General features: G+C 73.2%; 14 protein-coding genes. 4 read left to right on the top strand and 10 right to left on the bottom strand.

The window, feature by feature from the left end; all coding sequences use genetic code 11:
* The first annotated feature begins 25 nt into the window (after nucleotides 1–25).
* Complete coding sequence (locus C7S10_RS16085) at nucleotides 26–1,537, top strand: ATP-dependent DNA ligase (protein ID WP_108345457.1); 1,512 nt, start codon at nucleotides 26–28, stop codon at nucleotides 1,535–1,537.
* 77 nt (nucleotides 1,538–1,614) lie between these two features.
* Nucleotides 1,615–2,322, top strand: a complete 708-nt coding sequence (locus C7S10_RS16090) for a TetR/AcrR family transcriptional regulator (RefSeq protein WP_108345458.1) — start codon at nucleotides 1,615–1,617, stop codon at nucleotides 2,320–2,322.
* A gap of 1 nt (nucleotide 2,323) precedes the next feature.
* Here C7S10_RS16090 and C7S10_RS16095 read toward each other — a convergent pair whose 3' ends face one another.
* From C7S10_RS16095 to C7S10_RS16115, 5 genes are all read right to left on the bottom strand, one after another.
* On the bottom strand, nucleotides 2,324–3,685 hold the full coding sequence (locus tag C7S10_RS16095) for a dihydrolipoyl dehydrogenase family protein (protein WP_108345459.1): 1,362 nt from the start codon (nucleotides 3,683–3,685) through the stop codon (nucleotides 2,324–2,326).
* A 30-nt stretch (nucleotides 3,686–3,715) separates the two neighbouring features.
* Nucleotides 3,716–4,123, bottom strand: coding sequence for a transcription antitermination factor NusB (gene nusB / locus C7S10_RS16100; protein WP_108345460.1), 408 nt, complete (start codon nucleotides 4,121–4,123; stop codon nucleotides 3,716–3,718).
* Nucleotides 4,123–4,686, bottom strand: coding sequence for an elongation factor P (gene efp, locus C7S10_RS16105; RefSeq protein ID WP_108345461.1), 564 nt, complete (start codon nucleotides 4,684–4,686; stop codon nucleotides 4,123–4,125). Before efp ends, nusB begins: the two co-directional genes overlap by 1 nt.
* Nucleotides 4,687–4,799: 113 nt before the next feature.
* On the bottom strand, nucleotides 4,800–5,078 hold the full coding sequence (locus C7S10_RS16110; protein ID WP_108345462.1) for a hypothetical protein: 279 nt from the start codon (nucleotides 5,076–5,078) through the stop codon (nucleotides 4,800–4,802).
* A gap of 28 nt (nucleotides 5,079–5,106) precedes the next feature.
* The gene (locus C7S10_RS16115; protein WP_108345463.1) at nucleotides 5,107–7,548 is read right to left on the bottom strand and encodes an SCO7613 C-terminal domain-containing membrane protein; all 2,442 of its coding nucleotides are present in this window, start codon (nucleotides 7,546–7,548) and stop codon (nucleotides 5,107–5,109) included.
* A gap of 117 nt (nucleotides 7,549–7,665) precedes the next feature.
* Here C7S10_RS16115 and C7S10_RS16120 point away from each other — a divergent pair, with 117 nt between their 5' ends.
* Nucleotides 7,666–8,079 (top strand): hypothetical protein, encoded by a 414-nt coding sequence (locus C7S10_RS16120; RefSeq protein ID WP_207769409.1) that lies wholly within the window; start codon nucleotides 7,666–7,668, stop codon nucleotides 8,077–8,079.
* Nucleotides 8,080–8,092: 13 nt separating this feature from the next.
* Complete coding sequence (locus tag C7S10_RS16125) at nucleotides 8,093–8,887, top strand: helix-turn-helix domain-containing protein (protein WP_207769410.1); 795 nt, start codon at nucleotides 8,093–8,095, stop codon at nucleotides 8,885–8,887.
* Here C7S10_RS16125 and C7S10_RS16130 read toward each other — a convergent pair.
* From C7S10_RS16130 to aroC, 5 genes are read right to left on the bottom strand one after another with little or no spacing between them, the layout of a single operon-like run.
* Complete coding sequence (locus C7S10_RS16130) at nucleotides 8,845–9,282, bottom strand: type II 3-dehydroquinate dehydratase (RefSeq protein WP_108345465.1); 438 nt, start codon at nucleotides 9,280–9,282, stop codon at nucleotides 8,845–8,847. The two genes, C7S10_RS16125 and C7S10_RS16130, sit on opposite strands and share 43 nt — an antisense overlap.
* Nucleotides 9,279–10,067, bottom strand: coding sequence for a ribonuclease FAU-1 family protein (locus tag C7S10_RS16135; RefSeq protein ID WP_108345466.1), 789 nt, complete (start codon nucleotides 10,065–10,067; stop codon nucleotides 9,279–9,281). Before C7S10_RS16135 ends, C7S10_RS16130 begins: the two co-directional genes overlap by 4 nt.
* On the bottom strand, nucleotides 10,064–11,164 hold the full coding sequence (gene aroB / locus C7S10_RS16140) for a 3-dehydroquinate synthase (protein ID WP_108345467.1): 1,101 nt from the start codon (nucleotides 11,162–11,164) through the stop codon (nucleotides 10,064–10,066). The genes C7S10_RS16135 and aroB overlap by 4 nt, the downstream gene beginning before the upstream one ends.
* Nucleotides 11,161–11,661, bottom strand: coding sequence for a shikimate kinase (locus C7S10_RS16145; RefSeq protein ID WP_423802718.1), 501 nt, complete (start codon nucleotides 11,659–11,661; stop codon nucleotides 11,161–11,163). Before C7S10_RS16145 ends, aroB begins: the two co-directional genes overlap by 4 nt.
* Nucleotides 11,658–12,836 (bottom strand): chorismate synthase, encoded by a 1,179-nt coding sequence (aroC, locus tag C7S10_RS16150; protein ID WP_108345468.1) that lies wholly within the window; start codon nucleotides 12,834–12,836, stop codon nucleotides 11,658–11,660. The genes C7S10_RS16145 and aroC overlap by 4 nt, the downstream gene beginning before the upstream one ends.
* Between the last annotated feature and the right edge of the window lie 41 nt (nucleotides 12,837–12,877).

Here is a 12,877-nt window from a genome sequence, read left to right on the forward strand (position 1 = left end):
CGGTGGGGGCGGGCACACTGGCCCCATGCTGCTCGCCGAGATCGTGACCACGTCCGCCACGGTGGCGGCGACGAGATCCCGCAAGGCCAAGGTGGCCGCGCTGGCCGAGGCGCTGCGCCACACCGAGGCCGACGAGCTGGAAACGGTGGTGAGCTACCTCGGCGGCGCCCTGCGCCAGCGGCGCACCGGGCTCGGTTGGCGGGGCCTGGCCGAGCTGCCGGAGCCGGCGGACGAGCCGTCACTGCAGGTCACCGAGGTGCACGAGGCGTTCGACGCCCTCGCCCTGATCGGGGGCGCCGGGTCCCAGGCGGCGCGCAAGGCCGCCGTCGCCGAGCTCTTCGCCCGTGCGACCGCGCCCGAGCAGGCGTGGCTGCGGGGGCTCGTCACCGGCGAGGTCCGCCAGGGTGCCCTCGATGCGCTCGTCCAGGAGGCCGTCGCCCAGGTCGCCGAGGTGCCGCTCGCGTCCGTACGCCGCGCGGCGATGCTCTCCGGCAGCACCCTCGCCGCCTCGCTCGCCGCGTTCGACGGCGGTGAGGAGGCGCTGGCCGCCATCGGTCTCGAGGTCGGCCGGCCGGTGCTGCCGATGCTGGCCTCCAGCGCGACCGACATCGCGGCGGCGATGGCCAAGGCCGTCGACGAAGGGCCGGTCGCCATCGACGCCAAGCTCGACGGCATCCGCATCCAGGCCCACCGCCGCGGCGACGAGGTGCTCCTCGTGACCCGTAGCCTCGACGACATCACGGCCCGGCTGCCCGAGGTCGTCGACGTCGTGCGTGCGCTGCCCGGCGGCGACCTCGTGCTCGACGGGGAGGCCCTGATGCTCGGCCCCGACGGGCGGCCGCGCCCGTTCCAGGAGACCGCGTCGCGCACCGCCCAGTCCACCGGCGCGGCGGTGGTCCCCTACTTCTTCGACGTCCTCCACCTCGACGGTCGCGACCTGCTCGACGCTCCCGGCGAGGAACGGATGGCGGTGCTCGACGAGCTCGTCCCGGAGGCCAACCGGGTCGGTCGCCTCGTCACCGCCGACGCGGAGGCCGCCGCCGGGTTCGTCGCCGAGACGCTGGCCCAGGGACACGAGGGCGTGATCGTGAAGGACCCGGCAGCGGCGTACGACGCCGGTCGGCGCGGCTCGGCGTGGGTCAAGGTGAAACCGGTCCACACGCTCGACCTGGTCGTGCTGGCCGTCGAGCGCGGCAGCGGTCGCCGCACCGGCCTGCTGTCCAACATCCACCTCGGCGCCCGCGACCCGGAGACGGGTGGCTTCGTGATGCTCGGCAAGACGTTCAAGGGCATGACCGACGAGATGCTGGCGTGGCAGACCGAGCGGTTCACCGAGCTGCAGACCGAGGACGACGGCTGGGTGGTGCACGTGCGACCGGAGCAGGTCGTGGAGATCGCCCTCGACGGCGTGCAGCGCTCGACGCGCTACCCCGGCGGCGTGGCGCTGCGGTTCGCCCGGGTCGTGCGCTACCGCGACGACAAGGCGCCGCACGAGGCCGACACGCTGGCCGACGTGCTCGCGCTCAAGACCTGGTGAGGGTCGGTGGGAACAATCGCTGAAACACTCGTCACACGTGTGTAACTGGACGTTGCAGCGGCCCTAGACTCAGGCCCATGAGCAGCATCACCAGCCTGGACGGCGACACCCCCCGCGTCGACGGCCGGCGCTCGGCCGCGGCCGCCCGCCGCCGCCAGCGCGAGCGCGAGATCCTCGAGGCCACCCGCGCCCTCTTCGACGAGCGCGGCGTCCGCGACGCGCAGATCGAGGACATCGCGCAGGCCGTCGGGATCAACCGGGCCATCGTCTACCGCCACTTCACCGGCAAGGAGGAGCTGTTCGCGCTGACCCTCGTCGGCTACCTCGACGAGCTCCGGGTCGTCCTCACCGACAGCGTCGCCGACCTCACCGTCGCCGACGAGCGGCTCGCAGCGGTCGTCGAGGCCTTCGTCGACTTCGGCCTCGACCTCCCCGCCTTCGTCGACTGCGCCCAGGCCCTGATGCGGCGCACCGGTCCCGAGCTCCTCGAGGAGATCAGCGAGAGCGCGATGTTCCGCCTCGGCCGATCCATCTCCGGCTGCCTCGCGGTCGTCGGCGACGTCCTGCACGACGGGGTCGAGGCCGGTGACTTCAAGGTCTCCGACACCACGCTCCTCGCCAACCAGCTCTACGCCAGCGGCCTGGGCGCCCTCCAGCTCGCCCGGGTCGGGATGCTGGTCAGCGAAGCGGCGCCCGGCATCCCGGCGATCCACCGCGTCTCCGGCGAGCAGGTCAAGAGCTACCTCGTGACGTCCGCCCTCGCCGTCGCGCGGCAAGGCGTCTGACCTACAGCCCCAGGTCGTCCAGGGCGGTCATCACCGCTCCGTGGTAGGTCGGGAACGCGAAGTGCATCCGGCGCACGGTCGCGGGCGGCACCTTCGCGTGCACGGCCAGGGTCAGCAACGCGATCAGGTCACCGCCGGTCGGGCCGGCCACGGTCGCCCCGACCAGCAAGCCGGTCGAGGCGTCGGCCACGAGCTTGATGTGGCCCTCGTTGCCGGCGCCGTCGAGCCAGCCGCGAGCCGACTCGGTGATGTCGGCGAAGCCGGTCCGCACGTCCAGCCCCTGCTTGGTGGCCTGCTCCTCGGTCAGCCCCACCGAGCCGACCTCCGGCTCGGTGAAGGTGACGCGGCTGACCGCGCGGTAGTCGGCCAGCGGGCCGGCCTCGCCGAGCAGGTCGCCGAGCGCGACCTCGGCCTGGTAGTCGGAGACGTGGGTGAAGCGGCCCTTGCCGGTGATGTCGCCGATGGCCCACAGCTTGTCGCCGGCGCGCATCCGCTCGTCGGTCTCCACGACGGGTGCTTCGGGGTCCAGCCCGACGGCATCGAGTCCGATGTCGGTGATGTTGTTGCTCCGCCCGGCCGCGACGAGCAGCCGCTCGGCCTCGATGGTCAGGTCGCCCGCGGTGATCGTGAACCCGTCGTCGTACGACACCCGGGAGATCTCGACGCCGGTGTGGACGGCGATGCCCTGCTCCTCGAAGATCTTCGTGAGCAGCGTGCTGGTCTCGGGCTCCTCGACGGCCAGCAGCCGGTCGGCGGCCTCGATGATCGTGACCTCGACCCCGAACCGGGAGATCGCCTGCGCGAGCTCGCAGCCGATCGGTCCGCCGCCGATGATGGCCAGGCTCCTGGGCAGCTCGGTGACCTGCACGATGTCGCGGTTGGTCCAGTACGGCGTGTCGGAGAGCCCGTCGATGGGCAGCACCAGCGGCTCGGTGCCGGTGTTGAGCACGACACCCTGGGAGGCGACGTAGCTGACGCCGTCGACCTCGACGACGCCCGGGGCGGTGAGGCGTCCGTGCCCGCGCACGAGCCGGACGCCCGCCTTCTGCACCGCCTCGGCGTTGGCGTCGTCGGTCCAGCCCTTCGTCGCCTCCTCGGTGACCCGCGACGCGGGACGGGACCACTCGGGGGTGACGGTCGCGGGACCGGCGAGGCGGTCGGCCAGGCCGACCGCGCCGATCAGGTGCGAGGCGCGGATGAGCAGCTTGGTGGGCGTGCAGCCGTAGAACGGGCACTCACCGCCCACCAGGTGCATCTCCACACCGACGGTGTCGACGCCGGCCTCGGCCAGCTTGGTGGCGAGCATCTGACCGCCCGGGCCGAGACCCAGGACGATGACCTCGCAGGCGACGGGCTCACTCATGCCGACACCCTACGGGCCACCGCGAACGAGTCAGACGGCCGAGGACCTGCTCTTGAGGATCGCCCCCAGGATGCCGTTGACGAACGTCGGCGACTCGTCGGTCGACAGGTCCCGCACCAGGCTGATGGCCTCGGTCACCGCAACGGTGTCGGGCACGTCGTCGACGAACACCAGCTCGAACACGCCGAGGCGCAGCACGTTGCGGTCCACGGCCGGCATCCGTCCGAGCGTCCAGCCCTGGCTGTACGTCGTGAGCAGCTCGTCGATCTCCGTCTGGTGCTCGACGACACCACGCACCAGCACGGCGGTGTAGTCGTTCGTCGGGCCCTCGCCGTCCGCGATGGCCCGGTCGAGCGCGACGACCGGGCTCTCGGAGCGCATCTCCGAGGCGTAGAGGAGGTCCAGAGCGCGCTTGCGCGCCTTGCTGCGAGCAGACATCAGGCCTTGACGCGGCCGAGGTAGGACGAGTCGCGGGTGTCGACCTTGACCTTCTCGCCGGTCGTGATGAAGAGCGGCACCTGGATCTCGTGGCCGGTCTCGAGGGTGGCGGGCTTGGTGCCACCGGTGGAACGGTCGCCCTGCAGGCCGGGGTCGGTGTGGCTGATCAGCAGCTCGACCGAGGCGGGCAGCTCGACGAACAGCACCCGGCCCTCGTTGGTCGCCACGATGGCGTCCTGGTTCTCCAGCATGAAGTTCCTGGCGTCGCCGACGATCTCGGGCGCGACCTCGAGCTGGTCGTAGGTCGAGGTGTCCATGAAGACGTAGGACGTGCCGTCGTTGTAGAGGTACTGCATCGTGCGCTTGTCGACGTTGGCCGTCTCGACCTTGGTGCCGGCGTTGAAGGTCTTGTCGACCGTCTTGTTGGACTCGACGTTCTTGAGCTTGGTGCGCACGAAGGCCGGGCCCTTGCCGGGCTTGACGTGCTGGAACTCGATGACGGTCCAGAGCTGGCCCTCGATGTTGAGGACCATGCCGTTCTTGAGGTCGTTGGTGGTTGCCATGGCGCGCTCTGCCCAGCCTTCTCTTCGCGGATGTCCGAACGGCCGCCGCGGTGGACGCGGGACCGAGGATCAAGTCTAGGGGGCGAGGGCCCCGGTCCCGGAATCGCCCGGCGTCACCGGTGGGTGCGCCACCGCTCGGCCGCCGCGTCGGCGGCCAGCGAGATCAGGCGGGTGATCTCGGGGCGGTCGGGCACCGGGAACGACGTGTAGCCGCCGCGACCGCCGGCGACCGGACGGCCGTAGGCCTTGGCCGCGAGGGAGCCGTCGGGCAGCATCCGCACGTTCAGGGTCTGCAGCTCGAACTCCTCACCGCGGCGGGTGTCGGTCCAGCGCAGGTGCTCGGGAACCGTCACGTTGATCGCCATCGCGCTGACCTCGACCTCGTCGTCCATGGTCCCAGTCCACCATGTCGAGCCCGCGTCACCGCAGGCCTCGGACGTACGACGACACCCGCCTGATCTCCTGCAGGCGCTGCTCCCAGGTCACGCCGACCACGGTCAGCGCCAGCCCGACGAGGCCGATCATCATCCACTGCGGCAGCACCTGGGCGTACGTCGCCTCACGCAGCACCACGAGGGCGCCGACGCCCGCCCCGGCGACGAGCGGGGCGGCCCAGCCGCGGGTCAGGCCGACGGCGACGAGCACCACGCAGGCCAGGCCGAGCAGGACGGCGCGGAGGCTGACCGGGTCGACGAGCACCAGCAGCAGCGACGGCACCAACGCGAGGCCGAGCCCGGGGGCCAGGGTCGTGATGCTCGACTCGTGGCCGCGCAGCAGCGCGACCGTGCCGACGACGAGGAGGACCACCGCCAGGGGCAGCGTGTAGGCCTCGACGGTCTCCACACCGACCTGTTGGAGCCGGATCCACTGCGCGAGCGTCAGCAGCGCCAGGCCCACCCACCCGAGGTGGCGGCGGGCCGGGTGCAGCAGCGCCGAGGCGGTGGCCGCGACGCCTGCCGTCGTGAGGTCGATCGCGAGCCAGGTCTGGTCGAGCGTCCCGGTCGAGAACACCGAGCCGCCGACCGCCAGCGCGGCGCCCACGGCGGCGCCGGCCTCGCGCTCGAGGCGGGGCATCGCCACGATGGCCACCCCGAGGACGAGCAGCACCGGCAGGGCTCGTACGGCGATGTCCAGCCCGGCCAGGTGCCCGGCGGTCCAGACGAGACCCGCGGCGGACACCGGAGCCAGCAGGGCGCCGAGACCGGCGAGCTCCTCGGCGACGGCCCGACCGCGGAGCTCCAGCGCCACGGTCGCGGCCGTCAGCAGCGCGAGCAGGACGAGCGTGATCCAGTCGCTGGCCAGCCCCGCGACCTGGGCGAGCGCGAAGACCCCAGCCGCCACGGCGAGCAGGTCGCGGCGGCCGAGCCAGGCCCCCGCGGCGGCCAGCACGGCCGCCGCGACGACGAGGGCGCTGACCGCGACGACCAGGGGCACGGCGTACACCGAGGGCACGAGCGCCACCGCGACGAGGAGCGCGGACGCACCCGGCACGACGAGCCGGCGCGGCTCACGACCGGCGCAGAGCGCCAGGGTGGCCACGGTCCCCACGACGCCGATCACTCCGGCCGGGAGCAGCAGCGGCCAGGTCCAGGGCACGTCGGGGGCGTCGAGCCGGTCCAGCACCCCCACCGACCAGGGTTCGTGGAGCACGAGCTCGCCGACGGCGACCACGAGCAGCCGCACCACGCTGACGGACAGGCCGAGGGCCGCGACGACCGACGGAGCAGCGCACACCCAGCGCCAGTCGCCGGGCAGACGGGTCGCGAGGACGCCGAACCCGAGCACCACGCCGAGCTCGACCAGCGCGAGCTGCGTCGGGGACTCGTCGAAGACGGGTGCGGTGACGACGAGGGTGCCGAGGAAGACGGCCGTGGCGGCGGCGACGACGCGCAGCTCGTGCGGGACGGCCCCGATGCCCGCCGCCGCGGCGACCAGGAGGGTGGCCACGAGGAGCGGCCACACGGCCAGGTCGCCCCACAGGTGGGCGATGCTGAGCTCGTCGACCCGCACGACACCGATGGCCACCAGCATCAACCACGCGATGGCGGCGCCGCCGGAGGCGACCACGGCCAGCACCTGCTGGGCGAGCGCGTGACCGGCGGCGGCACCCAGTCCGAGGACCACGAGCGCGGCCACCGCGCCGACGGCCTCGCCCCGGTCGATCAGGTCGTTGACGAACACCGCCGACGTGCCGAGGGCGATCGCGGCGATCACCTCGGCGCTGGTCAGGGTGGCGACGGGCGTGGTCGTGGCCCACCGGGCGACGGCCATGCCCGCGGCGGCGACGAGCAGGCCGGCCAGCACCAGGAAGGCAGGGTCGCCGAGATCGCCGAGCCACCCCGCGTTCCAGGCGCCGCCGAGGTCGAGCGCGAACAGCCCGAGGGTCACGGAGCCGAGCGCCTCGGCGCCGGCGCGGAGGTCGCGACGGGCGACCACGACCGTGAGCGCACCGGCGACGGCGGTGAAGAGCACGAGGACGACGGTCCGGCCGTCGACGCCGAGGGCCGCCCAGGCGACGGCCAGGAACACCAGGGCCGCGACGAGCAGGCACAGCGCACCGAGGCCGAGGAGGATCCGCGGCACCGACGCGGCGCTGAGGCCGGGGCGGGCGGGGCCGACAGGCTGGTGCTGGGGAGGGACGTACGTCGACCGGGCCGGCCGGTCGAGGACCGAGATCGTCTGGGGCGCCCGGCCTGCGGCGTACAGGTCGGACACGAGCCGGTCGACCTGCTGGAGGGCGCGGAAGACCTGCAGGGGCGCCGGTCCGGTCAGGGACAGGCCACAGGCGGAGCAGGAGAGCGCCGGGTCGTCGAGGTCCGCACGGCAACCGGGGCAGGCACGCTGGTCGGCATAGGTGAACATGGGGCGATCGTCTCGTGCCGGCGAGGTCCGGCGCGTGAGTACGGGCCCCCAGATGTCAGTTCGCCATGACCTGTGACGTCATGGACCCGGCGCGCACCTCGCGCCGAGGGTGAGGTCATGACGACGACAACGACCACCACCACCGCCCGCGCGCCCCGCGCGATCACCCACGCCGCAGCCCGGCCGTTCCTGCTGACGGACGCGGGCCTGACGGCCGGCAACGGACTGGCCTACCTCGTGGCTGCGCCATGGTTGTCCGGCCTCCTCGGCACCGACACCTCCCTGCTCGTCGGCCTCGGAGCGTTCCTGCTCGTGGTGGGCGCCGGCGTGGGGTGGCTGGCCACCCGCCGACCGGTGCCGCGCGGCCCGGTCCTCGAGCTGGCTGCCCTCAACGCCGTCTGGGTGCTGGCCAGCCTCGGCTACGCCGTCCTCGGGGACCTGACCACGGTCGGCCGGGTCTGGGACGTGTTGCAGGCGGTCCTGGTCGGTGCGTTCGCCACCGGACAGGCCTGGCTGGCGCGACGCGGCTGACACGATGGCGTCCATGACGGTGGAGCCCGATCTGCAGCAGGACCACGTGGGCGCGCTGGTGCGACGCTGGCGGGAGCGCCGGCGGCTGTCGCAGCAGGCCCTGTCCGAGCGGTGCGGCGTGTCGACGCGGCACCTGTCCTTCATCGAGACCGGCAAGTCGGTGCCGAGCCCGACGATGATCGGCCAGCTCGGGCACGCGCTCGACGTGCCGCTGCGGGTGCAACGGCGCATGTTCACCGCCGCCGGGTTCGTGCCGAGCGCCTCCGAGATGCCGCTGGACTCCCCCGCCCTCGCGCAGGTCAACGAGGCCCTCGAGCTGATCCTCGCCGGGCACGAGCCCTATCCCGCGCTCGTCATCGACGGTGGCTGGGACCTGGTCGCGGCCAACGAGGCGGCGTACAGGCTGCTCACCGACCTGCCCGCCGACCTCCTCGAGCCACCCGTCAACGTGGTGCGCCTCTCGCTCGACCCGCGCGGCCTCGCGCCCCGGATCGTCAACCTCGACGAGTGGCGCGCGGGGATCCTGGGGCGCATCCAGCACGAGCACGACGCCTCCGGCGACCCGCGCCTGGGGGCACTCCTCGCCGACCACCCGCCCCCGCGGCACACCGCGCCTCCCGACATCGTGCTGACGGTGCGCTTCCGGATGGGTGACGACGTGCTGTCGTTCCTCACCACCACCACGGTGTTCGGCACCCCGCGCGACGTCACGGTCGCGGAGCTGGCGATCGAGGCGCTCTATCCCGCCGATGCGGGGACGCGCGATCAGCTGATGGCGGCGGCGAGGGCGGACAGCGCGTCGCGGTAGCCGTCGATCCCCCGGCCCGCGATCGTCTCGATCGCGTGCGGCTCGACGACCGAGGTGTGGCGGAACTCCTCCGCACGCTGCTTGGGGTCGGAGATGTGGACCTCCACGAGTGGCGCGGTGAGCTGGGCGCAGGCGTCCCAGAGAGCCAGTGAGTAGTGCGTCCACGCGCCGGCGTTGAGCACGACCGCGACGCCGTCGTCGGCCGCCGCGTTGAGCCAGTCGAGCAGGTCGCCCTCGTGGTTGGTCTGCCGCACCTCGACGTCCAGCCCGAGCTCTGCTCCCCACGCCACGCACAGGTCGGCGAGCTCGGCGTGGGTGGTCGAGCCGTAGATCTCCGGCTGCCGGCGACCGAGCCGCCCGAGGTTGGGGCCGTTGAGGACGAGCACCTGCGTCATGTCGGCAGCGTAGTGGCGCGGGCGGTCCGGACCTCGTCGATGTCCGGTAGCGCGAGGGCCGTCCAGTCGGAGGGCGGGCTCCAGCGGGTCCACTCCTCGTCCAGCGGCCAGTCGCGGCCCTCCACCAGCTCGGACCGTGCCCACTCGGCGGCGGCGTGGATCTCGCCGGCCGTCTCGACGGAGTAGTGCCCGCCCGTCACCGCGCCCTCGACCTCGTCGGCGTCCTTGAGCCACAGCTCACCCGACGGCTCGAGCCACAGGTCCAGGGTCAGGTCGCGGGTGGCGAGCTCCCCGTCCCGCCGCCGGTGCGGCAGCTCGAGGTTGACGTAGTGCCCGGCGAAGGCACCGTCGTCCTCCCAGAAGAGCCACACCGACCAGGGGCGGCCGGTCGGCGCGATCCGCAGGATGCCGCCGCCGTGCCAGGGGCGGACCGTGGGCACCCGCTCGCACCTGACGCGCTCCACCGGCGGACGGTCACGCAGCGGGACGCCGTCCGCGGGGAGCCAGACGATGCCCTCGCTGCCCGGTGCCAACCACGCCACCAGCCCGCGCTCGTCGTCTCGCACGACACGGAGCGACTCGAGTCCCCGCCCGTAACGCCACAGCAGCACGCCCCCGGGGTCGAGGAACGGTGGCGAACCGGCTGCCGGCCAGTCGGCGCCGACATTGCGCTCGCTCTCGAGGAGCGACAGGTCGACCGGTCGCGGTGACGCTGTCCCCGTGAGGCGGACCATGCTCCCGCCGGACTCGCTGACTGCCGTGTCGTCGCCCGAGGCCTGAGTCACGCCCGCGAGGCTAGCGCGTCGTACGCCGCCCGCAGGTCGTGCTCGCTCGGCCCCGCGAGGATCCGCGGCGTCGCCAGGTCGTCGAGCACCACGAAGCGCAGCTGGTTGCCGCGCGTCTTCTTGTCGACCCTCATCGCGTCGAGGAGGTCCTCGAACGACGCGTCGGCATAGGTGGTCGGCAGCCCGACGCGACCGAAGGCCGCACGGTGCCGCTCGACCAGCGCCGGATCCAGGGAGCCCGCGCGGGCGGCCAGCTCGGCGACGTACACCGCACCGATGGCCACCGCCTCACCGTGCCGCACGGCGTAGCCGCTGGCACGCTCGATGGCGTGCGCGAGGGTGTGGCCGTAGTTGAGGACCTCGCGGCCCGGGTGGCCGTCGACGCCTCCGGTCTCCTTGAGGTCGTCGACGACGACGTCGATCTTGACCCGGATCGCCCGCTCGATCAGCTCGCGGGTGACGTCGGAGTCGGCGGTCAGCGCTTCGGGCTCGGTGCCCTCGACGAGGTCCAGGATGGCCGGGTCGGCGATGAAACCGCACTTGACGACCTCGCCCAGCCCGGCGACGAACTCGTCGCGCGGCAGCGTCGACAGCAGGGACAGGTCGCACAGGACGCCCGCGGGCTCGTGGAAGGAGCCGACGAGGTTCTTGCCGGCTCCGGTGTTGATGCCCGTCTTGCCGCCGACGGCGGCGTCGACCATGGCCAGGACGGTGGTGGGCACGTGGACCACGCGCACTCCCCGCAGCCAGGTCGCCGCGACGAACCCGCCGAGGTCGGTGGTCGCGCCGCCACCGAAGGTGACGACCGCGTCGGAACGGGTGAAACCGCTCTCCCCCAGCGCCTCCCAGCAGTCGGAGGCGACCGGGGCGGTCTTGGCGCGCTCGCCGTCGGGGAGACCGAGCGCGAGGACGTCGTAGTGCTCGACGAGCAGGTCGACGAGCGGCTGCACCTGCTCGGCCAGCTCGCCGGAATAGAGCACCGCCACCCGCTGCACCGACTCGCCGAGCACGACGGGCAGCCGGTCGGCGAGGTCGTGGCCCACCAGGACGTCGTACGGCGCTGCGCCCCCGACGTGGAGGGTCGTGGTCTCGCTCATCGGAGGGCCTCCACGATGTGCGCTGCGACCTCGTCGGGGGTGCGGTCGTCGGTGTCGACGACGAGGGTGGCGGCGGCCTCGTAGACCGGCGTGCGCTCGTCGAGCAGCGCCTTGATGCGGGACCGGACGTTGCCGAGCAGGAGCGGACGGCCGACGCCGAGCCCGACCCGCTTGACGGCGTCGGACAGCCCGACGCGCAGGAAGACGACGGTGTGCCCGGCGAGGAGCTCGCGGGTGGCCGGGTCGAGCACCGCTCCCCCGCCGAGCGACAGAACGCCGTCGTGGGTCGCGAGCGCGTCGGCGACGGCGGCCGCTTCGAGTGCGCGGAAGTGGGCCTCGCCGGAGTCGACGAAGATCTCGGACACCTCGCGCCCCTCGCTCGCCTCGATGTCGGCGTCAGTGTCGCGGGAGGGCACGCCCCACGCGTCGGCGAGCAGACCGGCGACGGTGGTCTTGCCGGCGCCCATCGGACCGATCAGGACGACCTTCGGTGTCACCTGAACCTCAGCGTGTCGAGGTAGCTCTCGGCGTTGCGCCGGGTCTCGCGCACCGAGTCGCCGCCGAACTTCTCCACGACCGCCTCGGCCAGCACGAGCGCGACCATCGCCTCGGCGACGATGCCGGCGGCAGGAACGGCGCACACGTCGGAGCGCTGGTGGTGCGCGAGAGCCTCCTCACCGGTGGCGACGTCGACGGTGCGGAGCGCGCGCGGCACGGTGGCGATCGGCTTCATCGCGGCGCGGACGCGGAGGATCTCGCCGGTCGTCATGCCGCCCTCGGTGCCACCCGAGCGGCCGGAGGTGCGGCGCAGGCCCTCGGCCGTCGGGACGATCTCGTCGTGCGCCAGCGAGCCGGGCGTGGCGGCGGTGGCGAAGCCGTCGCCGACCTCGACGCCCTTGATCGCCTGGATGCCCATCAGCGCGCCGGCGAGGCGCGAGTCGAGGCGGCGGTCCCAGTGCACGTGGGAGCCCAGGCCCGGCGGCAGGCCGTGGACGACGACCTCGACGACGCCGCCGAGGGTGTCGCCGTCCTTGTGGGCCTGGTCGATCCGCTCGACCATCGCGGCGCTCGCCTCGGGGTCGAGGCACCGGACCGGGTCGGCATCGAGGCGGTCGACGTCGGCCGGGTCGGGGAGCGAGCCGCCCGGGGCGGGCACGCCGCCGAGCTCGACGACGTGGCTGACGATCTCGGCCCCGACCGACTGGAAGAGGAAGTGCGCGGCGACGCGACCCAGCGCGACGCGGGCGGCGGTCTCACGCGCGGAGGCACGCTCGAGGATGGGGCGGGCCTCGTCGAAGTCGTACTTCTGCATCCCCGCCAGGTCGGCGTGGCCGGGGCGGGGACGCGTGAGGGCGGCGTTGCGGGCCAGCACGTCGAGCTCGGCGGGGTCGACCGGGTCGGCCGACATCACCTTCTCCCACTTGGGCCACTCGGTGTTACCGACCTGGATGGCCACGGGGCCGCCCATGGTCTCGCCGTGACGGACGCCGCCGACGATCGTGACCTCGTCGGCCTCGAACTTCATCCGGGCGCCGCGGCCGTAGCCCAGCCGGCGACGCGCCAGCGCGTCGGAGATGTCGGCGGTGGTGATCCGGACGTGGGCGGGAAGTCCCTCGAGGATGGCGACCAGGGAGGGGCCGTGGGACTCGCCCGCAGTGAGCCAACGCAGCATGGGCGCAGTCTTTCACGCGAGGTCGAGCGGCCGGCTCCGGC

It is taken from the genome of Nocardioides currus, assembly GCF_003057875.1.
In the GTDB taxonomy this organism is placed as follows: domain Bacteria; phylum Actinomycetota; class Actinomycetes; order Propionibacteriales; family Nocardioidaceae; genus Nocardioides; species Nocardioides currus.